This window comes from Streptomyces sp. NPDC047117 (assembly GCF_040643545.1).
Lineage (GTDB): Bacteria > Actinomycetota > Actinomycetes > Streptomycetales > Streptomycetaceae > Streptomyces.
In genome coordinates, this window is sequence record NZ_JBEYUN010000013.1 from 181809 (window position 1) to 205773 (window position 23965).

General features: G+C 73.9%; 22 protein-coding genes. 6 read left to right on the plus strand and 16 right to left on the minus strand.

All coding sequences use genetic code 11. The features are described from left to right. Window positions 1–296: 296 nt before the first annotated feature. The gene (locus ABZ840_RS24960) at window positions 297–2594 is read left to right on the plus strand and encodes a hypothetical protein (protein ID WP_361562534.1); all 2298 of its coding nucleotides are present in this window, start codon (window positions 297–299) and stop codon (window positions 2592–2594) included. A 76-nt stretch (window positions 2595–2670) separates the two neighbouring features. On the opposite strand, the gene ABZ840_RS24965 is transcribed toward ABZ840_RS24960, so the two are convergent. The 7 genes from ABZ840_RS24965 to ABZ840_RS24995 all read right to left on the minus strand — a co-directional run bounded on the left by ABZ840_RS24965 (window position 2671) and on the right by ABZ840_RS24995 (window position 9645). Beyond that, window positions 2671–3075: a hypothetical protein gene (locus ABZ840_RS24965; RefSeq protein WP_361562386.1), complete on the minus strand. Its 405-nt coding sequence runs from the start codon at window positions 3073–3075 to the stop codon at window positions 2671–2673. A gap of 116 nt (window positions 3076–3191) precedes the next feature. Beyond that, a complete protein-coding gene (locus ABZ840_RS24970; RefSeq protein WP_361562387.1) occupies window positions 3192–5636 on the minus strand; it encodes a right-handed parallel beta-helix repeat-containing protein in 2445 nt (814 codons plus the stop codon). A 200-nt stretch (window positions 5637–5836) separates the two neighbouring features. Further along, window positions 5837–6430 carry a hypothetical protein gene (locus ABZ840_RS24975; RefSeq protein ID WP_361562389.1) on the minus strand — a complete coding sequence of 198 codons (594 nt, stop codon included), beginning with the start codon at window positions 6428–6430 and terminating at the stop codon, window positions 5837–5839. A 347-nt stretch (window positions 6431–6777) separates the two neighbouring features. After that, on the minus strand, window positions 6778–7218 hold the full coding sequence (locus ABZ840_RS24980; protein ID WP_361562391.1) for an ATP-binding protein: 441 nt from the start codon (window positions 7216–7218) through the stop codon (window positions 6778–6780). Next, window positions 7212–8108: an MEDS domain-containing protein gene (locus tag ABZ840_RS24985; RefSeq protein WP_361562393.1), complete on the minus strand. Its 897-nt coding sequence runs from the start codon at window positions 8106–8108 to the stop codon at window positions 7212–7214. The genes ABZ840_RS24980 and ABZ840_RS24985 overlap by 7 nt, the downstream gene beginning before the upstream one ends. 211 nt (window positions 8109–8319) lie before the next feature. Further along, on the minus strand, window positions 8320–9144 hold the full coding sequence (locus tag ABZ840_RS24990; RefSeq protein ID WP_361562395.1) for an MOSC N-terminal beta barrel domain-containing protein: 825 nt from the start codon (window positions 9142–9144) through the stop codon (window positions 8320–8322). 66 nt (window positions 9145–9210) lie between these two features. Continuing rightward, window positions 9211–9645, minus strand: coding sequence for a DUF6643 family protein (locus ABZ840_RS24995; RefSeq protein WP_361562396.1), 435 nt, complete (start codon window positions 9643–9645; stop codon window positions 9211–9213). A 259-nt stretch (window positions 9646–9904) separates the two neighbouring features. On the opposite strand from ABZ840_RS24995, the gene ABZ840_RS25000 reads away from it, so the two are divergent. Continuing rightward, window positions 9905–11302, plus strand: coding sequence for a TerD family protein (locus ABZ840_RS25000; protein WP_361562398.1), 1398 nt, complete (start codon window positions 9905–9907; stop codon window positions 11300–11302). Between the two features lie 37 nt (window positions 11303–11339). Here the strand turns inward: ABZ840_RS25000 and ABZ840_RS25005 are convergent, their stop codons facing one another. Next, window positions 11340–12653 (minus strand): glycosyltransferase, encoded by a 1314-nt coding sequence (locus ABZ840_RS25005; protein WP_361562399.1) that lies wholly within the window; start codon window positions 12651–12653, stop codon window positions 11340–11342. A 95-nt stretch (window positions 12654–12748) separates the two neighbouring features. Between ABZ840_RS25005 and ABZ840_RS25010 the strand changes: the two genes are divergently transcribed. From ABZ840_RS25010 to ABZ840_RS25020, 3 genes are all read left to right on the plus strand, one after another. Beyond that, window positions 12749–13594: an aspartate/glutamate racemase family protein gene (locus tag ABZ840_RS25010; protein WP_361562401.1), complete on the plus strand. Its 846-nt coding sequence runs from the start codon at window positions 12749–12751 to the stop codon at window positions 13592–13594. A gap of 241 nt (window positions 13595–13835) precedes the next feature. Next, on the plus strand, window positions 13836–14426 hold the full coding sequence (locus ABZ840_RS25015; RefSeq protein ID WP_361562402.1) for a hypothetical protein: 591 nt from the start codon (window positions 13836–13838) through the stop codon (window positions 14424–14426). Between the two features lie 155 nt (window positions 14427–14581). Then, window positions 14582–15061, plus strand: coding sequence for an NUDIX domain-containing protein (locus ABZ840_RS25020; RefSeq protein ID WP_361562404.1), 480 nt, complete (start codon window positions 14582–14584; stop codon window positions 15059–15061). A 34-nt stretch (window positions 15062–15095) separates the two neighbouring features. Here the strand turns inward: ABZ840_RS25020 and ABZ840_RS25025 are convergent, their stop codons facing one another. The 8 genes from ABZ840_RS25025 to ABZ840_RS25060 form a co-directional block, all read right to left on the minus strand. Further along, a complete protein-coding gene (locus tag ABZ840_RS25025) occupies window positions 15096–16112 on the minus strand; it encodes a beta-ketoacyl-ACP synthase III (RefSeq protein ID WP_361562405.1) in 1017 nt (338 codons plus the stop codon). Then, window positions 16109–17215, minus strand: coding sequence for an alpha/beta hydrolase (locus ABZ840_RS25030; RefSeq protein WP_361562407.1), 1107 nt, complete (start codon window positions 17213–17215; stop codon window positions 16109–16111). Before ABZ840_RS25030 ends, ABZ840_RS25025 begins: the two co-directional genes overlap by 4 nt. A gap of 62 nt (window positions 17216–17277) precedes the next feature. After that, window positions 17278–18018 (minus strand): SDR family NAD(P)-dependent oxidoreductase, encoded by a 741-nt coding sequence (locus tag ABZ840_RS25035; RefSeq protein WP_361562408.1) that lies wholly within the window; start codon window positions 18016–18018, stop codon window positions 17278–17280. Next, on the minus strand, window positions 18011–18718 hold the full coding sequence (locus ABZ840_RS25040; RefSeq protein ID WP_361562410.1) for a hypothetical protein: 708 nt from the start codon (window positions 18716–18718) through the stop codon (window positions 18011–18013). Before ABZ840_RS25040 ends, ABZ840_RS25035 begins: the two co-directional genes overlap by 8 nt. A 59-nt stretch (window positions 18719–18777) precedes the next feature. Continuing rightward, the gene (locus tag ABZ840_RS25045) at window positions 18778–19911 is read right to left on the minus strand and encodes an NADH:flavin oxidoreductase (RefSeq protein ID WP_361562411.1); all 1134 of its coding nucleotides are present in this window, start codon (window positions 19909–19911) and stop codon (window positions 18778–18780) included. Window positions 19912–20017: 106 nt separating this feature from the next. Then, entirely contained in the window at window positions 20018–20719 is a 702-nt protein-coding gene (locus ABZ840_RS25050; RefSeq protein WP_361562413.1) for an ATP-binding protein, read from the minus strand. Window positions 20720–20789: 70 nt separating this feature from the next. After that, a complete protein-coding gene (locus ABZ840_RS25055; protein ID WP_361562415.1) occupies window positions 20790–21818 on the minus strand; it encodes an AvrD family protein in 1029 nt (342 codons plus the stop codon). Between the two features lie 94 nt (window positions 21819–21912). Then, window positions 21913–22824, minus strand: a complete 912-nt coding sequence (locus tag ABZ840_RS25060) for a zinc-binding dehydrogenase (RefSeq protein WP_361562417.1) — start codon at window positions 22822–22824, stop codon at window positions 21913–21915. A 410-nt stretch (window positions 22825–23234) separates the two neighbouring features. Here ABZ840_RS25060 and ABZ840_RS25065 point away from each other — a divergent pair, with 410 nt between their 5' ends. Continuing rightward, on the plus strand, window positions 23235–23963 hold the full coding sequence (locus tag ABZ840_RS25065; protein ID WP_361562419.1) for an AfsR/SARP family transcriptional regulator: 729 nt from the start codon (window positions 23235–23237) through the stop codon (window positions 23961–23963). The last annotated feature ends 2 nt before the right edge of the window (window positions 23964–23965 follow it).

Here is a 23965-nt window from a genome sequence, read left to right on the forward strand (position 1 = left end):
CGCCCGCGCGCCATGCCGCACCAGCGCCGCTGTCCGGAGACATCCTCGCACGAGGCACCGACACGGACTCCCGGAGCCGGATGAGGTGAATGCGCTCCCGGGGCGGGCAAGAAAGAATCCGGAGCGCACATCGAAGTACGGACAACGGGGGAAGCACTGTGGACACTACGCACCGGTCCGCGCCCGCGGCCACGACGGACCCGGACGACGACGGGGACACCGCCGCCGCGCACGGACCACGCCGGATCGCCCTGGAAATCCGGGTGCACGGCGTCGGCGGCACCACACCGGCCGAGATGCTCGACGACCCCAGGGTCGTGCGCGTCACCGGTGACGACACCGCCGCCATCTACCGCCGCGCCGCCGACGCGGACGCCGAGGAACGCCCCGTGGACCCGCGCGAGGGCGCCCCCGAGGAGCCGGTCCGCGAGGCGTACGTCTGGTGCAACCTCACCTCGGGCAACGGCAGCCGCGCCCTCTGGCTGATCCTGCTGCCCTTCATGGTCGCCAACCTCGCCCACTGGATGCGGCCCGCCGCCCCCAGAGGCCATCCCGCCCAGCGGATCTACGACGTCCTCGTACGGATCCTCGCGCTCACCCTCACCGTGCTGCTCGCCGCAGGGGCCTGCGAGGTGGCACTGGACCTGATCGCCTGGCAGTGCGCCGGCAGCCATGCCTGCTCCAGCGACCGCTCCTGGCTCGGCTTCCTCAACACCGCGCACGACGGCTGGTGGAGCCTGCCGGGCCGCCGCCTCGTGGTCGCCGGTGCGCTGCCGCTGTTCCTCGTGGGCCTGCTCTGGTGGCTCTCGCACCGCACGTGGAGCGCGTACGAGTCGGCCTCCCCGCCGCCGCGCCGCCCCGGCACCTCGCGCGACACCCCGCCCTCGGAGCGCCCCACGCTCTGCCTGGACGGCTTCTGGTACGGCCGCCGGGTCGTCGCCCGGCTGCGCTCCGCGCACGCCGCTGCGGGGCTGCTCACCATCGCCACCGCCCTGCTGCTGACCGCGCACGACGCCGACGGCAGGGCCGGCGCCGACACGGTGCTGCGCTGGACCGGGTACGTCCTGGCCGCGCTGGTCGCCGTGCTCGCGGCGCTCAGCGCCGTCATCGTCTGCCGCACCGCGCGCAGCGAGGCGGAGCCCGACGTGGAGACCGACCGGCCCATCGTGCGGTGGCTGCCGTGGGCCTCGCTCGGCGCACTGGGCCTGACCGCCCTGCACACCGCCTGGGCGCGCCCCGGCTGGACCTCCTCCGGGCACCTCCCGGGCGCCGGCGCCTTCGCCGTCATCGCCGTCCTCCAGGGCGTCCTGGTCGTCGGACTGCTGCTCACCGCCGCGGCGCTCCAGCGGGCCGCGCACGGTACGGAGCGCACCGCCGCCGGGGGCCTGGCCGGCGCCTCCGTCGCACTGCTGGCCTGCGCGCTGGGCGGCGTCCTCACCGGGGGAGTGGCGCAGCGCGCCGCCGACTGGCTGGACCGCGGCGCCACCCCGGGAGACCCGCATGCCCCGATGGCGGGCCCGCCCGTGCTGCTCTCGTGGCAGGCCTCGGTCATCCCGGTGCTGCTGATCGTCGTCCTGGTACTGGTCGTGGTGGCCGCCTTCCAGGTGCGCGCCGTGCGCCGCAGGGTCCTTCCGGACATCCCCGGCCTGTACGAGGACGAGGAGAAGCCCGATGCGCAGCGCGCCCGGCGTATCGCGGGGACCATCGCCCGCGCCGGGCTCACCGACCGGGCGCCGCTGCTGATCGGCGTGATCACCGCCGCCACCTTCGTGCTGGGCACGGGAGCGGTGGTCGGCGCCCACCTCACGGGGCTGCCGCCGGGCCGCGCCCTGGACGGTGCGCCCGTCTTCGTGGACGCCGTTGCCGAGACCGCCCAGGCGCTCGGCTCCTGGCTGATGGGCGCCGGCGTCGTCCTGCTGCTCGCCATGGGGCGCCGCGCCTACAAGGACCAGTCGGCCCGCCGCACCATCGGCATCCTCTGGGACGTCGGCACCTTCTGGCCGCGCGCCGCGCACCCCTTCGCGCCGCCCTGCTACGCCGAGCGCGCCGTGCCGGACCTGACCTGGCGGATGGCCACCTGGACCGAGACGCACGACGGCCGCCTGGTCCTCTCCGGGCACTCCCAGGGCAGCGTCCTCGCGGCAGCGGCCGTCTGGCAGCTGGACCCGGTGACGCGCAGCCGGGTCGCGCTCCTCACCTACGGCTCACCGCTGGAGCGCCTCTACGGGCGTTGGTTCCCCGCCTTCTTCGGGCCGTCCGCGCTCACCGGTCTGCACCGCGAGATGGACGCCTGGCGCAACCTGTGGCGCTTCACCGATCCCATCGGCGGCCCGGTCCGCCTCACCTGTGAGGACGGCGCCGAGATCGACCGCGGGCCGCTCCGCGACCCGCTCGTCTTCGGACGCACCCTCCAGCACCCGCTGCCCGCCCAGATCCTCGGCCACGGCGACTACCAGGCGGACCCGACCTTCGACGCGACCCGCGCCGAACTCCTCGCCCATCTGGCCCCCGGAGTGCCACCACAACCCACCGGCCCGCTCGCCGAGCGGGAGACCGGCCCCGGTGGGCCGGCCACGGTGTCTCAGGGCGTCTGAGGGCACTTCCGGCGGTCCGCCGCGCGGGTCGAGCCACCGGCTCGGCCCGCTGTCCGACCGGCAGTGCCTCGCGGACCTACGGAAGGACGTACGTGCCGCACTTGATCGGCACCCATGCGCGTTGATGGATGTACTTGACGGGCAGCCAGGTGGCGTGGCGAGCGCCACCGGACTTGCACCGGTATGTGCCGCCGCGGACCGAGCCGGTGCACTTGCTGTGCCAGCAGCGGATGGTGTCGTATCCGCGTGAGCCCGGACAGCTGCCGTTGCGGTTGTGCATGGCCCACAGCTGCCCCGAGGAGGCAGTGGCCCGTTTCCTGATCTTGAGGATGCAGTAGGTCTTGGTCGGGGCCGCGTGGCCGTAGGCCGCGGCGTTCTTCGCGGACGGGGCGGCCGAGGGTGCTGCCTCGGCGGTGCTCACCGGCCCTGAGAGGGCCAGCAGGAGTCCCGCCAGGATGGCCGTGACGCGTGTGGCGCCCATGGTGAAAACCCTTCTCACACGGGTATTTGATCTCGCGTCAGGCTGGCACAGTCAGCGGCGCCCCGTAAACGGTCTTCATGGCCACCAGCCGTGAGGGTGGGGCAGAGCCCCCGCCCTCACGGCAGCGTCGGCAGGTCCTCGGCGTAGAGGTGGGTGAGGTCGTCGGTATTGGGGTCGGGGAGCTGGGCGACGCGGCTCGCGTGGCGTTCGACCATTGCTTCGAACGTCTGGCGGGCGGTGCGCCCGTTGCCGAACGACGGACCCTTAGGGAGCGCGGTGAAGTACTTCAACAGCGCTTCGGAGGTGCCGTCCACGAGGTGGTACTCCTGCTCCTCGGCCTGCTGCCCGACGATCCGCAGCAGCTCCTCGGGGTCGTAGTCGCCGAACCTGATGGTCCGCGAGAAACGCGACGCGACACCGGGGTTGACCGCGAGGAAGCGCTCCATCTCGGAGGTGTAGCCCGCCACGATGACCACCACCGCCTCCCGGTGGTCCTCCATCAGCTTCACCAGGGTGTCGATGGCCTCGCGCCCGAAGTCCCGTCCGGAGTCCTCCGGGGACAGCGCGTACGCCTCGTCGATGAAGAGCACCCCGCCGCGCGCCCGGTCGAACGCCTCCTGGGTACGGATCGCCGTCGAGCCGATGTGCTCGCCCACGAGGTCCACACGGGAGACCTCCACGAGGTGGCCCCGCTCCAGCACCCCGAGGGACGCCAGGATCTCGCCGTACAGCCGGGCGACGGTGGTCTTGCCCGTACCGGGGGAGCCGGTGAAGACCAGGTGGCGGCGGACCGAGGCGGCCTTCAGGCCCGCCTGCTGCCGGCGCCGGCCCACCTCGATCATGTTGATCAGGCTGCGCACCTCGCGCTTGACGCTGTCCAGGCCGACCAGCGTGTCCAGCTCGCCGAGGACCTCGTCGGAGGGGCGGGTGTCCGGGACCGGCGGGGCGGTCGCCGCGGCCGCCGCCGGCGCCGCGGGGGCGCCGCCCAGCAGGCCCGCCGTGACCGCGCCGGGCTGTGCGGCGGGGGCGATCGCCGGGGCCGTCGCAGGCATGGGCGGGACGGTCGGCGCCGCGGCGGCCGCCGGCTGCGTCATCCGGCTCTCGTCGCTCGTGCAGTCCACCGCCGTCGGCCCGTCCTCGGCGAACTCGTACCCGCCGCGCGCGCACCGCTCCGTACGGCACCGCGTCAGCGTCGTACGGCAGCCGTCGATCACGTGGAAGCCGTACCCGGAGCTGCCCGTGACGCGGCAGCCGTGGAACGTGCCGCGGCCTTCCGCCGACACGTAGAAGCCCGCCTCGGCCGGCGCGCTCACCGTGCACCGCTCGATCGTCGGGTCGGCGCCCTTGGTGACGATCACGCCGGTCTGGGTGTCCTCGAACGTGCACCCCGAGAGCGTGCCGCCGCTGCCGTGGTCCCGGAACCACGCGCCGGTCGCGGCCTCCCGGATGCGGCAGTCGTCCAGCTGCACGGTGGCCCCGTCGCTGACCGAGACGGCGGTGTTCCGTACCTGGGACAGATCGGAATCGACCACATCCGCCCGCGAGCCGCGGTCCAGCACGAAGAGCGCGTCCGGCACGTCGTGCACCCGGGTCGAGTCCAGGACGGCCGTCGCGCCGTCGCTCACCCACACCGCCGGGTAGTCGCCCGTACTGTCGTGGATCTCGCACTGGTTGGCGTCCACCCGCGTGCCCGGGTCCCACACGGACAGGCCGTTGCGTCCGAAGTGCCGCACCCGGCTGCGCGTCAGCGTCAGCACCGAACGCGACCGCAGATCCAGCGCGTTCTCGGGTATGTCGTGAATGTCGCAGTCGGCGACCGTGAGCACCGCGTCCGTGTCGAGGGTGACGCCGTCCGCCGAGGTGCGGTGCACCGTGCAGTCGGTGAGGTGCCCGGTCGCGCGCGAGGCGACCTGCACGCCCGCGCCCTTGATCTCGTACAGCTCGCAGCCGATCGCCTCGACCGCGCTGCCCTCGCCGTTCACCGAGAGGCCCGCTCCGCTCGCGTGGTGCACCCGGCAGCGCTCCAACCGCGGATGCGCCCCGCCGCGCACCGCTACGCCCGCCTGCCCGGCCGCCAGCACCTCGCACTCCTCGAAGACGCCGCCCGCCTCGTCCAGCACGCTGATGCCCACGCCGCCCGGATTGTCGACCGTGCACCGCCGCACCGTGGGCCGGGCGCCGCCGCGCACCTCGATGCCGGCCGCCGACCGCGTCACCACGCGCAGCCCGGACAGCTCCGGTGCGCCGTCCTCCACCAGCAGCGCGGGCGCCGCCGAGTCCTGCGCCTCCACGTGCAGGTCCTGCACGGTCGCCGAGGCCCGTACGGTCAGCGCCACGCCGTCCGTGGGGGCGATCCGCACCGAACCGCGCGCCCCGTCGGGCCCGCGCAGCGTCACCGCGCGGCGCAGTACGAGGTTCTCCCGGTAGGTGCCGGCCGCGACGGTCAGTACATCGCCGTCCCCGGCGGCTTCGAGGGCGGCGGCCAGGGAGCTGTACTCCCCTGTGCGACGCCGCCAGCGCGACGTCCCGGAGTGCGTGACCTGGACCGAGCCCTGTGCCATGGCGATGTCGTGCCCCCACCTCGTGCGGCTGTTTCCGGCCCGCGGTGGTACGCGCGTGTATGTCCGCGTACGGGCTTCGCAGGCCCCAGCCGAGCGGCTGGCTGCACCACCGTAGCGCGCTCCGGGCAAGGCAGTTGACGTGGTCGCCGGCTTGCCGCACGACGGGGTGAGGGTTGCCGCACGAGGGGGCGGCGGGCGGCTCAGCTGCCGGCGCCGGCCCGTCCCCAGTCCTGGCCGGCGCGCTCCCACGCCTCGTCCCAGTGGCGGTACCGGCGGCGCATCAGCTGCCACATCACCAGCCGGCGGCCGCCCTCGACGGCGGCTCCGGCGAGCGCGCCGGCGCCCAGTCCGGCGAGTACCGCGTGGGAGCTCGCGGTGGACGCGTCCATGGGGCGGGCCATGGGCCGGCCGCGGTCGTCGGTCCAGATGCGGAAGCGGTCGCCGGGCTCCACGGGGCGCGGGGCCGCGACCGGTCCGAGGTGCCGGCTGCCGTCCACGCCGCGCCAGTTGGCGAGCACCCTGCGGTGTGCGTCGCGGCGGGTGGCCGTCTCGGGGTCGGGGTCCACGGGGGGATGCGGCAGCAGCCGGTCCACCTGCACCCACACCAGGTGCCGTTGGGACTGCTGGGCCCGCACGCCCTGCTGGAGCGCCTCGTCGGCGGTCCGGGCGGTCGCCCAGCCGACCGCCGTGCCCCCGAGGGCGATCAGCACGGCGGCGGCGAGCGCCAGCCATGCTTCTGCAAGATCAGTTCTGCGTCGCAGCGGATTCCGCCGCCAACGCCACACCCCACTCATCGCTCGCACCGTCCGGCACCCCCCTTCCGTGTGCGTAACTACCTCATTCCGGGCCCTTCATGCACGGTTTTCGCGAAGTGGAGAGCAAAATCACGGGACATGACCGTGCTCCGCGGCAGCCGCTGCGACAGGGCGCGTGGCGCGGGAGGGGCAAGGTGCTGCGGGGCGCGAGGCATCCGGCGCCCACCCGGTACGGGGCTCCATCCTATCGCCGTCGGATGCGGTGAAGGCGGTGGGGAGATCGCGAAACGGCCACGAGAAGGCCCCGGAACGTGACCGGTGGGGGTCTTGGCGCGGGAGGCGGCGGCAGGGCGCTCAGCGGCCGTCCAGTGGCCCTCCCGGGGCGATCAGGGCAGCCGGACGGCCAGCGTGACCATCGCGCCGTCCGTCGGACCCGGCGTGATCGACAGCCGGTCGGCGACCAGCCGGGCCATCCACAGCCCGCGACCGGTGGGCGCACCGTCCAGGCCCGGCAGCAGCTCGGGGATGACGGCCTCGGTGAAGCCCGGACCCGAGTCGATGACCAGGCACTCCAGCTCGTGGTCGGTCCGGCGCAGCACCAGCCGGCCGCTGCCGCCCGCGTGCTCCACGGCGTTGCTCGCCACCTCGTCGACAGCCAGCACGAACTCCCCGCGCCGCGGCTCGGCCAGCCCCTCACGGGCCGCGCACTCCTCGACGAGCAGGCGCACCTGGGGGAGCAGCCGGGCCGTGAACCGCCGCTGGAGCAGGTATCTGACGCTCGGTTCGTTGCCCGTGCCCTGGGGGCGGGCGGACTCGGGGATCAGCACGGGCGTGCCACCTCCGACAGGGTCAGCCGCGGGATCGACCCCGCTCCCAGCCTCCGCAGGAGGCCGATGTGCACGGGCCCGCACCGGATCCCGACCCGGTGATGACGGCCCGCCTCCTGGACGAGCGTGAGGAGACCGGCGGCACAGCCGACCGAAAGAAAGTGCAGCCCGGTCAGGTCCAGAGCGAGCCGGCCGGCGCCCGTGCTCTGCAGGAGGGCGAGTTCCACGGCGGTGAGGAAACGCTGCTTCGTGGCGGCGTCGGCCTCGCCCACGAAGCGCAGCGCGCCGTCCGGAGCGCGCACCGTACGCAGCGCGCCGAGCTTTTCGAGGAGGTTGCGGGGATGCGCCTCAGCCATGGCGGTGAGCACCTCCGGCGTGAACCAGCGCCGGTCGTACGCGCAGATCTCGCTGTACGGGCGCCCCGTGAACAGGTCGTGGGCGTTCGACTCGCGGTGCATCATCGTGCGCACGTCCGCGCCGAGGGCCGGCACCCAGTGCATGTCGATGAACGTCCGCAGGCCCGTGTACCCCTCCGTTACAGCCCGCGCGGTCTCCTCGCGCAGCCGGCTCCACTGCCGGTCCGCCGTGAAGACGGGATCGGGGCTGATGAGCCGGCGCATGCTGCTGAGCACCAACTGTCCTCTGATGCGGGCCGTGGCCGTGGTGCGGTTCGGGAAGTCCAGCCGCGCCAGGACCTCTTCCTGAGGGGTGCCGGGGCGCGGGAAGACGATGACCCGCTCGCCCCGGGCAAGGCCGAGACGGGTGAAGGCGGTCAGGACTTCCCAGCGGACCTCGTCGTTGTCGTAACTGACGAAGGCATGGTCGCCCGGGCGCATGTGGTGCACGGGGATGAGGCGATCTCCCGTCGCGTCCCCGGCGGTCCTCCGCAAGTGAATCTCCCTGTCGCAACCGCAGTGCGTTCACTCTAGGCAGGCGGGACAGGGCCCCGCAACGCGGCTGACTAGGGGTGCGCCGTGCGCACAGCAACGTGCGTAGCCCGGCTGCGCCGCACTCCGTGGAGTGCGCACGGAAGGGCGCTGCGGCGTGGACGCGACGGCTTGCGAAGGCGTGGTGGCGACGGCGTAAGAACACGTGCTGACGTCAGCTCAGGACCTCGAAGGGATCACCGACGCGGAGAGTGCCGCGCGATTCGGGTATGAGGTTCTGCCCGAACACGAGGTCGTCGCCGATGCGGCGGTGCCGGGCGAGCGTGCGCAGCGGCTCCTTGCCCCGCTCGGCGGTGCGCTGGTCGGTGGTGGTCACCACGCAGCGGTCGGAGGGCTTGACGGCACGGAAGGTCACCTCGCCGATCCGCACCCGCTGCCAGTCGTCCTCGGCCCATGGCGCCGTGCCCTCGACGACGACGTTCGGCCGGAAGCGGTCCATCGGCAGCGGTCCCTCGTCGGCGTGGTCGCCCTGGGCGATGAGGGAGTTGAGGGCGTCCAGCGACGACACGGTGGTGAGCAGCAGCGGGAACGCGTCCGCGAAGCTCACCGTGTCGCCCGGCCGTCCGTAGTCCTGGCGCACGGGCCGGCGGACGGCCGGGTCGTCCATGTGAACGAGCGTGACCTCGGTTTCCAGGTACGTGCTGAACCAGTCCGCTGCCGCGGTGGACGCGGGCACGGCCTCGACCTTGTCGCGGAAGACCTGCACCGGCACCGTCGCGCCGGGGTCGGGGACCGCCACGGACAGGTCCGTCATCCCCGGCGCGCTGAGCCTGATTCCCCCGTCAGGCCCTGCCTCCGCCGCGGCCAGCGCCAGCCGCGGCCGCGACCGCTGCGTGACGAGCCGCCGCTGCTCGTCGACGACGAGCCAGCGCCGGTCTCCCGCCAGGCCCCACGGCTCCACGTCGGCGGAGCCGGGGGCGGTCCCCGCGAGCGACTTCACCGGGTACAGCTGGAGGGCACGGAGGCGCGAGTTCGGCATGTGCCCATCCTGCCAGCCGGGTCGGACAATTGGCCGGGCGGCAGGACAGTTGTCCGGACGTCGGCGTCAGTAGCCGCGCGGATGCTGCGGGCGGCCGTACGGGTCCTCGTACGGAGCGGGGCGCGGCGCGACCGGGGCCGCCGGGCGCATCGCCTCGTATCCGGTGCTCATCGGGCGCCGGGGCTGCTGGTGCTGGCTCGGATAGCCCTGTCCCGCGGACTGCTGCGGGATGTACGGCGCGGGTGCCGGCTGCATCGGCGCCTGGCCGGGATACCCCTGCTGGGCGGGCGTGTGGGACGGGCCGGAGGGGAGCGCGGGCAGCGCCGGCAGGGCCGGTGCGGAGTACGAGGACGACGACCCGATGTCGTACGGGGGCTGGACCCTGATCGGCGCGATCTGGGGTGTGCCGCGCTCGGCGACGAGGCTGTCGTAGATCGGGGTGTCCGGGAAGGAGGGCGAAGCGTAGTAGCCGCCGCCGTAGGTAGAGCGGGGGGAGGTCATGCCTCTTAAGTTAAGCCCACGATGTGCTGGTTGGGGAGCCTGAAAAGAGGGTTGTTTTACGTGTCGGTAGTGGTGGCGGATCACCAATGTGGGTGAACCTGGGAAAATCGGTCGCCAACACCCGTTTGAAACGTGTAAAGAGCCGCTCACCGGAAGGTGAAATCTTGCCTTCGCCGCCAGGTCCGGAGCATGTCGGAGACCCCCTAGGTTGGGAGACGGCGTGCCGCGAAGCGGGCGCGCGAAACCGAAGGAGGCGGCCATGTCGATGCCCAAGGGGGGCAACGCTCCGGTGGAGGCCGGCGCGGTACGGATCGAGCTGAGCTGGCGGACCGGGCCGGGCGTCCCGGACGTGGACGCCTCCGCGCTGCTGCTGGCCGGCGGCAAGGTGCGGGACGACGGCGACTTCGTGTTCTACAACCAGCCGGCGCACGCCTCGGGCGCCGTGCGCCACGAGGGCAAGCGGACCGCGGACGGCACCGCCGCCGACGTCCTCGCCGTCGACCTCACCGCCGTGGAACCGGCGGTCGAGCGAGTGGTGCTCGCGGCCTCCGCGGACGGCGGAACGTTCGGGCAGGTACCGGAGCTGAGCATTCGGGTCCTCGACGCGACGGGCACGAAGGCGGGCGGCGCCGACTCTCCGGGGGCCGCGGTCGCGGCCTCCGGGGGTGCCGAACTCGTGCGGTTCGACAGCCAGGACGCCACCGTGGAGACCGCCTTCGTGCTCGGCGAGCTCTACCGCAGGCAGGGCGGCTGGAAGTTCCGCGCGGTCGGCCAGGGCTACGACCGCGGGCTGGCCGGACTGGCCACGGACTACGGGATCAGCGTGGACGATCCGGGCCCGGCGCCCGCGCAGCCGCCCGCTCCGGCCCCCTTGCAGCCTCCTGCCCCGGCGCCCGCCGTCGCCCCCGGGGCGCCCGTGGCCGCACCGGCGCACTCGGCGACGCCGGGTCAACCCGGTGCGTCAACCCCCGCGCCCCCGGCGCATACCGCAAGCCCGTCCGCCCCCACCCCCGTACGTCTGTCGAAAGTCACCCTCACGAAGGACGCCCCCGCCGTCTCGCTGACGAAGCAGGGCGGCACCTCGGGCGCGCTGCGGGTGAACCTCAACTGGCAGATGCGCCCGGCGCCCCAGGGGTCGGGCTGGGGCCGCAAGCTGAGCCGCGCGCTCGCCGGTCCCGCCGCCCTCGACCTGGACCTGGGCGCGCTGTACGAACTGACCGACGGCAGCAAGGGCGTCGTACAGGCCCTGGGCAACGCCTTCGGCTCCCTGCACGCGCCGCCCTACCTCCACCTCGACGGCGACGACCGCACCGGCGCCGTGGCCGCCGGCGAGAACCTCACGGTCAACCTCGACCACCAGCACCTCATCAAGCGGATCCTCTTCTTCGTCACCATCTACGAAGGCGCGCGCAGCTTTGGTGACCTCAACGCCACGGTCACCCTCACCCCGCAGCGCGGCGCGCCCGTCGACTTCTCCCTCGACGAGTGCACCGTGCCGTCCAACGTGTGCGCACTGGCGCTGCTCCTCAATACGGGCAGCGAACTGGTCGTCCAGCGAGAGGCCCGCTACCTCGTCCCCGAGCGGGGCGTCAGCCCGCAGCGCACGGTGGACCAGGCGTACGGCTGGGGAATGCGGTGGGCGCCGGGCCGGAAGTGAGCCGAGCAGCCGCACGGGCCCGTGCCCGGCCGCGCGGCTACGCGCCTTCGGACGCCTCCTCGGAAGTGGTCCCCGCTCTCGAGGGCGGCGCCCCGTACGTCCGTCCCTTCCAGGCGGCGCCGCGCCCCCGGTAGTGCTGCACGGCCGAGTCGACCGTCATCAGGAGGTACAGCAGCGCGGTGAACGGCAACAGGGGCGCCGTCCACGGCGGCTGACGGTAGTAGCGCAGCATCGGCAGATAGGTGCCCGTCATCACCACCCAGGCGAGGCCCCCGAGGAGCGCGACCGGCGCGCTGCCGCCCACCAGGCCGGCGACCAGCGCGACCGGCGGCGCCAGGTAGACCAGCGCCAGGCCCAGGACCGTGCCCACCAGGAGCAGCGGGCTGTGCAGCAGTTGTGCGTACGCGCTGCGCGCCACCATCCGCCACAGGTCGGCCAGGCGCGGGTACGGCCGCACGCTGTCCACGTGGTCCGCGAGTCCCAGCCAGATCCGTCCCGTGCCCGGACCGTGCCGGCCCCCGGAGCGCTTCACGGCGCGGGACAGCGTCACGTCGTCGATCACCGCGTGCCGGATGCGCTCCGGAATGCCGGCCCGCTCGGCTGCGTCCCGGCGCAGCAGGACGCAGCCGCCGGCCGCCGCCGCGGTACGCGTGCCCGGCCGGTTCACCCAGCGGAACGGGTACAGCTGGCCGAAGAAGTACACGAAGGCGGGGACGATCAGCCGCTCCCAGAAGTCCGTCACCCGCAGCCGCGCCATCTGCGACACCAGGTCCAGGTCGGCCGCGCGGGCCGCGGACACGAGGGCGCGCAGGCTGTCCGGTCCGTGCGCGATGTCCGCGTCGGTCAGCAGCACGTACTCCGCGTCCGTCCGCTCCCGGGAGAGCGCCATGCCGTGCCGCACCGCCCACAGTTTGCCCGTCCACCCCGGGGCCGGCTCGCCGGGCGAGGTCACGGTCAGCGGCAGCCCGCCGTGTCCGTCGGCCAGCGCCCGGGCCAGTTCGCCGGTGCCGTCCGTACTGTCGTCGTCGACGAGGACGATCTCGGCACGGCCCGGATACGCCTGCGCCAGCAGCGACGGCAGGCTGAGCGGCAACACCTCCGCCTCGTCCCGCGCGGGGACGACGACGGCCACGGAGGGCCACTCGGCGGGCGGCTCGGGAAGCCCCCGCACGGGCCCTGCGCGGCCGTCCGGCGGCCGTGGGGCCGTGCCGGGTCGCAGCCTTGCGTCCGTCCCGGGAGGCAGCCGTACGTCCGTGCCGGGTGGCAGCCGTACGTCCGTCCGCCAGAAGAAGCCCTGGCCCGCCAGCAGCCAGCCCCACGCCACCAGCGACGCCCCAGCGATCCACGCCATCACAGCCACCCCGGCAGTGTGCCGCACGGCGCATCCTCCGCCGTGGAACCGGCCCGGTGCGGCCCGTACCGGGTCCGGCTGAGTAAAGTGTCCGGGTGAAGATCGCGCTGATGGACTCCGGTACCGGCCTGCTCGCTGCGGCCGCGGCCGTGCGGCGGCTCCGCCCCGACGCCGGTCTCGTCATCTCCTCCGACCCCGATGGCATGCCCTGGGGCCCGCGTACCGCGGCCGACCTCACGGGGCGCGCGCTCGCGGTCGCCAGGAACGCCGCAGCGCACCGTCCGGACGTCCTGATCGTCGCCTGCAACACGGCCTCCGTGCATGCGCTGCCCACGCTCCGCGCCGAGCTGGAGCCGGGCCTCCCGGTGATCGGGACGGTCCCCGCGATCAAGCCCGCGGCGGCGGCCGGCGGCCCGGTGGCCATCTGGGCCACGCCCGCCACCACCGGCAGCCCGTACCAGCGGGGCCTGATCCGGTCGTTCGCGGCGGACATCGAGGTCGCCGAGGTGCCGTGCCCCGGTCTCGCCGACGCGGTCGAGGCCGCCGACGACGCGGCGATCGCCGCCGCGGTCACCGCGGCGGCTGCCCTCACTCCACCGGGCGTACGTGGCGTCGTGCTCGGCTGCACCCACTACGAGCTGGTCGCCGACCGCATCAGGGACGCGCTCCAGAGCCCGGAGGGGCCCGCGCTCACCCTGTACGGCTCTGCGGAGGCGGTCGCCGCGCAGGCGCTGCGCCGCATCGGTGCCGAGCCGGCTCCCGCGGCCACTCCGAGCCGCGAGCTGACCGTCATCCTCAGCGGACGCGCCGGCTCGCTCCCGGGGACGGCGCTGGCCTACGAAGAGGGCAGGCTGCTCGCCGGTATGGACGCCGGTTCCGCCGCTCCTCGAGGTGCCGCGGTCCCCGCACCCGGAGAGCCCACCGCCGAACCGGCCCGTTAGCGTCCCCTCCACCCGCAGAGGGCCCGCTGGCCGCCCCTCCTCGGGTGCAGCGCAGGCGCGCCCCTCGGGCGCAGCGGCCCCGCAACGGCTTGGCACGCAACGGAGCCGCCCCATTACGGAGTGCGTCAACTGAAGGATCGGCTCCGCCTCCTTCGGCACACTCACCGCTCGACGTCTCAGACGTCACGGAGCGTCGTACCGCCCGCTGCCGCACGACGGGAAGACGCGTACGCTGCGAACCATGAGGGACCACCCCCAGGAGGGGGCAGCTGCCCCCCACAGCAACGGCGCGCAGGACTCGCCCTGCGCGGCCGTCCCCGAGGTCTGGCACGGCCGCGCGACCAACCGCTTCCAGTGGCTGCTGGCCGCTGCAGGAGCGGCGTGCATGGCACTGGGCATCGAGCTGGCGGTCGACAACGCCTGGACGTCGGGCGCGACCCCGCTGCTCATGGCCGTCGTCGGCTGCGTCGCCGCCGGACTGCTCGTCCTCTTCGGCACGCTCGCCTTCGTCCACGTGGCCGTACGGGTCGACAAGGACTGCCTCGAAGTGCGCTGCGGCCACATCGGACTGCCGCGCCGCCGCATCCCGCTCTCGCACGTGGTGGACGTCGACTTCGCGCCCCGCGTCACGCCCTGCCACTGGGGCGGCTGGGGCTACCGCTGGCGTCCCGAGCAGGGCACGGCCGTGATCGTGCGGCGCGGCGAGGCGGTGATCCTCCGGCTCGGCGACGGCCGCACCTTCACCGTCACCGTGGACGACGCGGAGGCCGCCGTCCGCTGCATCCGCTCCCGCCTCGGCCTGGGGCCGCACCCCGCCCAGGACACCGCGTAACCGGCGGCTCCCGGCCAGGTCACCGCCCAGCGAGGGCCCGCGTCACCGCCCAGCGGCGGCCCGCACCACTTGCCCGGTCGCACGGACGGCGGAAAGCCTCGTAACGCGCCGGAAGCATTTCGTTCCGCCGCCGGGCGCTCGCTAGGGTGCGGGGCATGGCGACACCCGACTTCATCCGCGAAATCCGCGCGACCGCCGGCCACCAGCTGCTCTGGATGCCAGGTGTCAGCGCCATCGTTCTCGACGACGAGGGCCGGGTGCTGCTGGGACGACGCGCGGACAGCGGCCGCTGGTCGATCATCGGCGGCATTCCCGACCCGGGCGAACAGCCCGCGGTCTGCGCCGTGCGCGAGGTCCTGGAGGAGACCGCCGTCCACTGCGTTCCGGAGCGCGTCCTCCTGGTACAGGCCCTGGATCCGGTCACGTACCCCAACGGCGACCGCTGCCAGTTCATGGACATCTGCTTCCTCTGCCGTGCCACGGGCGGTGAGGCCCGTGTGAACGACGACGAGTCGCTGGAGGTCGGCTGGTTCGAGCGGGACGCGCTGCCGCCGATGGAGGCGTTCGCGCTCGACCGGATCAAGCAGGCCACGGAGGACGCGCCCACGTGGTTCGAGGGCATCGACGGGGCCTGAGCGCCGCTCACCCGCCCCGGCGGGCCCCGGGGCCTCACGGCAGCGTGACCACCGTTGCCGCGTACGAGAGGCCCGCGCCGTAGCCGAGGAGGAGGGTGCGGGCGCCCGGGGCGAGGGTGCCTTGCTGGAGGAGGTGGTCCAGGGCCAGGGGGATGGAGGCGCCGGAGGTGTTGCCCGTGGTCTCCACGTCCCGGGCCACCGCGACGTGGGAGGGCAGGCGCAGCCGGTCGGCGAGGTGGTCGATGATGCGGACGTTGGCCTGGTGCGGGACGAACGCGTCGAGGTCGGCGGGCGTCAGGCCGGCCGCGTCGAGGGCCTGCTGAGCCACCCGCGCCATCTCGAAGGCGGCCCAGCGGTAGACACGTTGGCCGTCCTGGCGCAGCGCGGGACGGCGGGTGGCGTGCTCCCCGGTCGTCCCGTGCCACTCGTTCCAGGGCGTGGTCTGGGCGATGGCGTCTGCCTGGGCCCCGTCCGCGCCCCAGACGACGGGGCCGACGGCGTTGGCGCCCACGGGACCCAGGACGACGGCTCCGGCGCCGTCGCCGAAGAGGAACGCGGTGGACCGGTCCGTCACGTCCAGCAGGTCGGTCATCCGTTCCGCGCCGACGACCAGGACGTACCGCGAGGTGCCCGCCCGGATCGCGTCGGCGGCGAGGGCGAGGGCGTGGACGAAGCCCGCGCAGCCCGCCGACACGTCGAAGGCGGCGGCGCCGCGTATCCGGATGCGGTCGGCGATCATGGGAGCCGCGGCCGGGGTCTGCTGCATGTGCGTGAAGGTGGCGACGATGACGCAGTCGACCTGGTCGGCCCGGACGCCGGCCTGGGCGAGCGCCTTGCCGGCCGCGTGGGCGCCCATCGCGACGAGCGTCTCCTCGGCGGACGCCCAGCGCCGGGTGCGGATGCCGCTGCGGGTCCTGATCCACTCGTCGGAGGAGTCGATGTGCCGGCAGATCTCTTCGTTGGGGACGACGCGGTGCGGTCGGTAGCCGCCGACGCCCAGGATGCCGGGGTGGGCGGTCCTGGCCGGGGCGGGAAGGGCGCGGTGGGTCACGACTGGCTCCGTCGGGCGGTGGGAGGGGCGGGCGGCAGGTCGCCGGCCGTGGGGGTGTGCGGCCACAGCGCCTGCCGCAGCGCGGCGAAGGAGTCCGCAGCCGCCGCGGCGCAGGACGGCACCGAACCGATCAGGCTCAGGAAGCCGTGCGGCATCGTCGGGCACAGGTCGAAGCGGACCGGAACCCCGGCGTCCCGCAGCCTCCGGGCGTAGTCGGCCCCTTCGTCGCGCAGCGGGTCGTACTGCGCGACCAGGACGTACGCGGCGGGCAGGCCGTGCAGGGAGGCGGCGCGGGCCGGCGCGGCCCACGAGGGCGGTTCGGCCCGCAGCGCCGGTGGCAGGTACTGGGCGTCCAGCCAGCGCAGGGCCGCCCGGTTGAGCAGCGGGGCGTGCGCGTTCTCGTGCCGGGAGGGCGTGTCACGGAAGTCGGTGCTCGGGTACCAGAGCAGCTGCAGGACCGGCAGCGGCAGGCCCGCGTCCCGGGCCCGTAGGCACAGGCCCGCCGCCAGGTTCCCGCCCGCGCTCTCCCCGCAGACGGCGATCCGGCCGGGATCGGCGCCCAGCTCCGCGGCGGCATGGCGCAACGCCCAGCGGTACGCGGTGAACGCGTCGTCGGGGGCCGCGGGGCACGGGTGTTCGGGCGCCAGCCGGTAGTCGACCGAGACGACGACGGCCTCGGCGTCCCGGGCGATACGGCGCGCCAGGGCGTCCTGGGTGTCCAGATCGCCGAGGACGAACCCGCCGCCGTGAAAGAACAGCACCAGGGGCAGATCGCGCCGGGCCGACGGCCGGTAGCAGCGCACCCGTACCGCGTGCCCGCGCCCGCGCCCGTGGCCGTCGCCGTCGCAGGCGCTGGACTCCCGCGCCCGTACCGCGTGATCGTCACCGCCGCTGGACACCGCGTGTCCGTGCCCGTCGCCGTCGCAAGCGCCGGACTCCGCCCGTACCGTGCGGTCCTCGACCGTGTGCATCTCCAGGCCGGGCGGGACGGGGCCCGGGAGGCGGCGGCGCGCGGCGCGGAGTGCCGCCGGGTCGGGGCCCGACTCCCAGTCCACCGTCGGCAGGGTGCCGACGACGCGCCGCACCTCGGGGTCCAAAGGCATGGGGCCGTGCTCCGTTTCGCTCGTGGTGTGTCGCGTTCTCTCGTGCTGTGTCGCGGCGTACGTCAGTACGCGATGCCGCCGTCGACGCGGAGGACCGTGCCGTTGATGTCGGCGGAGTCCGGGTGGAGCAGGTACGCGATGGCGGCCGCGACCCGCTCCGCGGGGACCACGCCGGTCAGCGAGCGCGCCGCCTTCTGCTCGAAGACCTTCTCCGGCAGCGCCCCGGCCAGCCCCGTGTCGAGCAGGCCGGGGGAGACGACCACGCTGCGGATGCCGTACCGGGCGTACTCCTGGGCGACGCTGAGCGACAGGCCGTGCAGTGCGGCCTTGCTCGCCGCGTAGCTCGCCTGGCCCGCGTTGCCGGTCTGCGCGACGACGGAGGAGACATAGACGAGGCGGCCCGAGCGGGCCCGCATCATCGGCCGCAGCGCGTGCTTCGTGGCGAGGAAGGCGCCGCGCAGATTGACGCGCTGCACCGCGTCCCAGTCCTCGGCCGGCATCCGCACCAGCGGCTGGTCCTTGGCGATGCCGGCGTTGTGGACGAGGGCGTCGAGCCGGCCGAGCCCGGCGGCACACCGCACGATCTCCTCGGCCGTGGACTCCTCGCCGATGTCGCCCCGGCAGACGTGCAGCCGGCCCGCGTGCGCGTCGCCGAGCGCCGTCAGCTCGTCCGTGGGCGTCCGTACGTTGGCGATGACGTGGGCGCCGCGTTCGAGGAGGGTCCGCGTCGTGCGGAGGCCGAGGCCGCGGCCGGCGCCGGTGAGGGCGACGACCCGGCCGTCGAGGGGGAGCGGATCAGACACAGGGGGTCTCCTGGTGCGGGAAGGCGTGGGCGGCCGCGGCCGCGAGGTGCCGCGGGGTGAGGGCGGAGGGCCGGGAGCGGCGGGCGAACCGCACGTGCGGGTGGGCGCCGCGGGAGCCGTCGGCGGCCTCGCCCGCCCCGTCGAGCAGCAGCGGCGGCAGGAGGGCCGGCGGCACGTCGGCCGTACGGGCTCCGGTCGCCCGCCAGAACTCCGTACCGCGCTGCCGCAGTTCCGCCGGCAGCCAGGTCAGCGCCGGCACCCGCAGGTCGAGGAGGTCGCCGTCGCCGGTGGCCAGGGCGGCGAGATCCGCCGGGGCCCGGTCCAGCTCGGCGCGCCACACGGGCACGGTGACACCGAGCCCGTCCAGTCCGTCATGCGCGTCGAGCCCGGCACGCCCGTCGATCCCGTCATGCGCGTCGATCCCGCTATGGGCGTTGATCCCGTCAGGCGTGTCGACTCCCTCAGGCATGTCGAGCCCGTCGAGGACCACGAGGAGCGGCTGCCGCCGTGCCAGGCGCTCCGCGACCTCGTCGGCCTCCCGGGCGCCGGGCCAGAGCCCCACGGGTGTCCAGTCGCCCGTCCCGTCGACCGCCCAGCGGATCCGGGCGGCGCCCTCGAAGATGATCAGAACTCCCGCGCACAGAACGGTGGGCGGGGTGGGCCGATGCCCCGCCCCGGGGGCGGGTGTCGCGGCTACCATGTGTGTCGGTCTCCAGATCGCTCACGTGCTCGGGGCGGGGCCGGCCCCGCCCCTCGGGTTCAGTGCAGGCCCTGCAGCGCACTGGCGTCGAACGGCTTCAGCTCGTCCGTACGGCCCTCGCGGACCTTGGCCACCCACTCCGGGTCGCCGAGCAGCGCGCGGCCCACGGCCACCAGGTCGAACTCGCCCGCCAGGAAGCGCTCGACCAGTGGGTCGAGCGGCGCGTTCGCCGCGCCCTTGCCCTCCAGCAGCGCGGTCTGGAACTCGCTGTTGTCCAGCCCCACCGAGCCCACCGTGATGGTCGGCAGGCCGCTGACCTTCTTCACCCAGCCGGCGAGGCCCGGCCCGGAGTCACCGAACTCCGGGAGCCAGAACCGGCGGGTGGAGCAGTGGAACGCGTCGACACCGGCCTCGGCCAGCGGCGCGAGCAGCTCTTCGAGCTCCTGCGGGGTGGCCGCCAGCTGCGCGGAGAAGTCGGTGATCTTCCACTGCGAGAGCCGGAAGACGATCGGGAAGCCGCTGCCCACCGCGTCCCGGCAGGCCGCCACCACCTCGGCGGCGAAGCGGGCCCGCTTCCGGAGGCCGCCGCCGTAGAGGTCGGTGCGCCGGTTGGTGCCCTGCCAGAGGAACTGGTCGATCAAGTAGCCGTGCGCGCCGTGCAGTTCGATGCCGTCGAAACCGGTACGGCGCGCGTCGGCGGCGGCCCGCGCGAACGCCGCGACCAGCTCGTCGATGCCGCGCTGCGTCAGCGGCTCGCCGTTGGGCGTCTGCAGGTTGAGCAGTCCGGACGGGCTGACCGGGGTGGCGTCGGGGTGCGGCAGGTCCGCCCCGTGCCGGTCGGCCCCGACGTGCCACAGCTGCGGGAAGATCTTCCCGCCGGCCCGGTGCACCTCCTCGACCACGCGCGACCAGCCGCCGAGCGCGTCCTCGCCGTGGAAGCGGGGTACGGCGGTGCCGTTGGAGGCGGCGGGGTGGTCGACGGTGACGCCTTCGGCGATGACGAGGCCGACGCCCCCGGCCGCGCGCCGGGCGTAGTACGCGGCCACGTCCTCCCCGGGCACCCCGCCCGGCGAGGCGCTGCGGGTCATGGGGGCCATCACGAAACGGTTGTCGAGGGTGACGTCGCCCAGGGCGAGCGGCTCGAAGAGCGGCTGTACGGAGGGGTGGGCGTCGTGGGCGGGGGCGGAGGTCATGGTGAGGCTTCCGATCGGTGTAGGGGAGGAGAGGGGCGAGGGCGGGGCGTGGGGCCGGCCGCGCGGAGCGGCCGGGACACGGCCGGCCGCCGGCCGCGAGGAGGGGTCAGGAGGCGGCGGCCGGCGCGCGCTCGGTCTCCGGCGCGGTGTCCATCAGGGCCATCTCCTTCTCGGCGCGCAGCACGGCGTCCTCGACGGGCATGCGGACGGGCAGCCGGAGCAGTTCGACGATCTTTTCGAGGCGCGCGGGGATGCTGCCGCCCACGACGTGGTACGGAATGGCGTACTCGTCGAGGGTGTTGAGCAGCAGCTCCTCGGACAGCTTCCGGAACCGCTCGGAGACCGGCCGGTGTCCGTCGGCCACCAGCGGGAACTCCACGGGGAGGTGCACGAACACGTCGTACGTGCGCCGGGCGTGCTGCTTCATCACCGCGCCCATGTTGTCGATGACCTCCTCGTAGAAGGCCATCTCCGCCGTGCGTTCGCCGGGCGTCTCGACGGAGTCGTCGGGGTGGATCCCGACGAGCACGCGGACCTTGCCGTAGACCCATTCGTGGATGGAGGAGCCGTCGGAGATGAAGCCGTCCGTCAAGTGGCTCTCGTGGACGGCGCGTTCCGCGTACCGGCGGATGCCCAGCTGGAAGAGCTCGGGCGCCGTGCAGTCCTCCAGGCGCTTGCCGGGCAGGGCCTCCGGCAGGATCTCCCGCATCGTCTTGGCGTGCGTCCTGGGGATGCCGGTGAGGTGTGCCAGGGCGAGCGACGTGGTCGTCTTCCCGGACGAGTAGGTGCCGGATACGGCGATCTTCATGTGTGCCTCAAGTTCGGTGGGCGGCGGGCATGGCGCCGCCGGGCGGGTACCGGCGGCGGGCCGGCCGTGGTCAGTGGGGTCGCGCGGCGGACCGGGGCAGGCGGTGCGCGAGGGCGTACTCGGCGTGGATGCCCTGCACGTCACCGGCGAAGTCCGCGGTGCGCCAGGTGTCCCCGCCCATCGGCAGCGTCTTGTGCCGCACGATGGAGGTCGCCGCGACGAAGGGGTGGAGCATGGGCTGCAGGGGGCTCTGCGCGGTCATGTGGATGCGGCGCATCCAGAGCGTGTCGCTCTCCGCGCGGCCGATGCCGTCCAGTTCGTAGAGCAGCACCTGTGCCATCTGCGCCAGCACGATGGTGCTGTCCACCATGGACACGGCCTGCGGGAAGGCGCCGCCCAGGCCCGGGTCGGCCACCGCCCCCGCGTCCTCGTCGCGCACGGCGACCAGCGCGGTCAGCGCGGGCGTGCCGGCGGCTGTCGCGATGTCCTCGATCCGGTGCAGGCGCCGCTTGTACCGCTCCCCGTAGAAGCGGTGCTCCGCCGGGCCGAGCGCCTCGACGGCATCGGCGTACGTCGCCGTGCCCGTCCGGTGGTTGCCGGGCGGGTGCGCGATCTCGTACCGCACCTTGATCGAACCGACCCTGCACTGCAGCGTCGACACGGCGGCACGGGACAGCGGGTCGGCGACCGGTTCCGTGGTGACCAGCTCGGCCGAGACGGCGAAGTCGGCCAGCTCCTCCTGCGGGTTCGCCCCGGAGCGCATCTCGAAGCCGCGCAGCCAGGTCGCCCGGCGCTCCTCGGCGCCGAGGCCGTAGGCGTGCGCGAGCAGTACCTCGCACAGCTGGACGCCGATCACCAACGCGTCGACGCTGCTCAGATGCGGGCGGAGCGCTTCCTGGCCCGGCTTCGACGACCAGTCGCCCGGGTAGTGGAGGCCGACCGTGGCCCGCAGCGTGCCGGTGCCGGGGGCCGGCACGTCGGCCGTGAGAGCGGTGAGCGTGTGCCGGATGCGGCGGAAGCCCGCGCCGAAGAACCGGCCCTCACCCGGCCCGAGAAGGTCGTCCACCCCTCGGGGCCGTGTCTGCGCCTGCACGGACATGTCGCGGTGATTCCTTTCCGGAACAGCTGAGTTCCTGCGGACGAACGGGTATCTGCCGGGGCCGGACGGAGGTCCGGTGGCTGCGCACCGGTGCTCAGGCCGCGCTCACGTCGAGGACGGCCTTGCCGCGCAGCTGCCGGCCGAACAGGGCGTCCACCGCGTCGGCCGCCTTCTCCCACGGCGCGTGGTGGGCCACCTCCGGGCTCAGCCGGCCCTGTTCGAGGAGGTGGAGCAGGACCGCCATGTCGGCGCCGAGCCGGTTGCCGATGCGGAAGGAGACCAGGGACCGGCCGGGGCCGACGGTCGAGTACGGCGGGAAGACGGCGGCCTCGCCGGACGCGCAGCCGATGCTCAGCACCGTGCCCTCGGGGGCGAGGAGCTGGTACGCCGCGACCAGCTGCGGGCCGCCCACGGTGTCGAGCACCACGTCGACGGGCTCGGTGATGCCGTCGAGGCCGACGGTCACCTGGTCGGCGCCCAGCACGGCGAGCCCGCGCCCGCGCTGTTCGGCACCGACGCTCGCGATGACCTGCGCTCCGGACAGTGCCGCGAGCTGTACCGCGAACCGGCCGACGCCGCCCGAGGCCCCGGTGATCAGTACCCGGCGGCCCAGCAGGGGTCCGGCGGCGCGCAGCGCCCGCAGCGCGGTCACGCCCGCCACGGGCAGGGTCACGGCGCGGGCGAGGTCGACGGAGTCCGGGACCACGGCGAGTTCGTCCAGGTCGACCGCGCGCAGCTCGGCCCACGCGCCGCCCATCCCGTAGGTGAGCACCCGGGTGCCCACGGCGGGGCCCGACCCGTTCGCCGCCGCGGCGACCACGACGCCGGCCGCGTCCCAGCCCGGGATCGCGCCCGCGGGGAAGCGCGAGAGGAAGTGCAGCTCGCCGTAGTTGAGGGAGAGGTGGCGGACCTCGACGAGCACCTGGTCGGGCCGGGGCTCGGGCGCGTCGACGGTGGCGAGGGCCAGGCCGGCGGGGGCGTCGGGGGCGGGCATGAGGGCACGCATGACGAATGCCTTTCGGGAAAGGGCGGACGAACTGGGAAGGCCCCGGGAGCGAGCAGCCCTCGTGGCGGAACCACTGTGCGGAAGCCGCCTATCCGGGTTGTATCCGCCGTGCATCACGGACGTACTGCGCCCGCCGCAGGGGCGGTCGGGGCGGTCTCCGGGGCCTTCCCGAAAGCCTTTTCCGGCGCCCTTGTTTCGTATTGTTGCGCGACCCCGTAAAAGGGTTTACCTGGACGGTAAAGATTCTCCTGTGACCCTCGTCACGAGGGTTACTCGTCGGTAAGCAGTACGCTTTCGGCCGCCGAACTCGGCTGTCCAGAACGGGGGATACTGTGCATTCAGCTGCGCAAGAGAAGGTTTTTGATTTTCGAATTCTCGGGCCTCTTGAATTCCATGTTTCGGGCCGGCCGGTGCCCGTCCCGGGAGCCCGGCAGCGGGCGCTGCTGTGTCTGCTGCTGCTCGAATCCGGCCGGACCATGACCGCCGCCCGGCTCATTGACGGCATCTGGGGCGAGCGGCCGCCGGAGACGGCGGCGGCGCAACTGCGCATCTGCGTCTCCCGGTTGCGCAAGCTGCTCGCCGAGAGCGGTCTGCCGGGCGCCATCAGCACCGAGACCGGCGGATATCGCCTGTGCGTGCCCGAGGGGTGCGTGGACGTCCAGCGGTTCGGCGGGCTGCTGCGCGAGGCCGCGGACGCGGAGTCGGGCGGGCGCCGCACGGACGCCGCGGCGCTGCTGCGCGAGGGGCTGGCGCTGTGGCGGGGGCCCGCCGCCGACGGCCTGGAGAGCCCGGCTCTACGGGCCGCCGCCGCGCAGCTCGACGAGGAGCGCGTGGCCGCGCTGGAACGGTACTTCGACCTGGAGATCCACCTGGGCCGGCATCATCTGGTCATTCCGGAACTGATGTCCTGCGCGGCCGCTCATCCATTCCGCGAACAGCTGCATTCCCATTTGATGCTGGCGCTCTACCGGGCGGGCCGGCAGGTCGAGGCGCTCCATGCGTACCGCGAACTCAAGAGGCGTTTCGCGGACGAACTCGGCATCGAGCCGTCACTTCCGCTGCGCATCATGGAAACCAAGATTCTGGGACAGAATCCGGAACTCGGCGGCGGGGAATTCATGCAACGCCTCGCGGGGTGAAG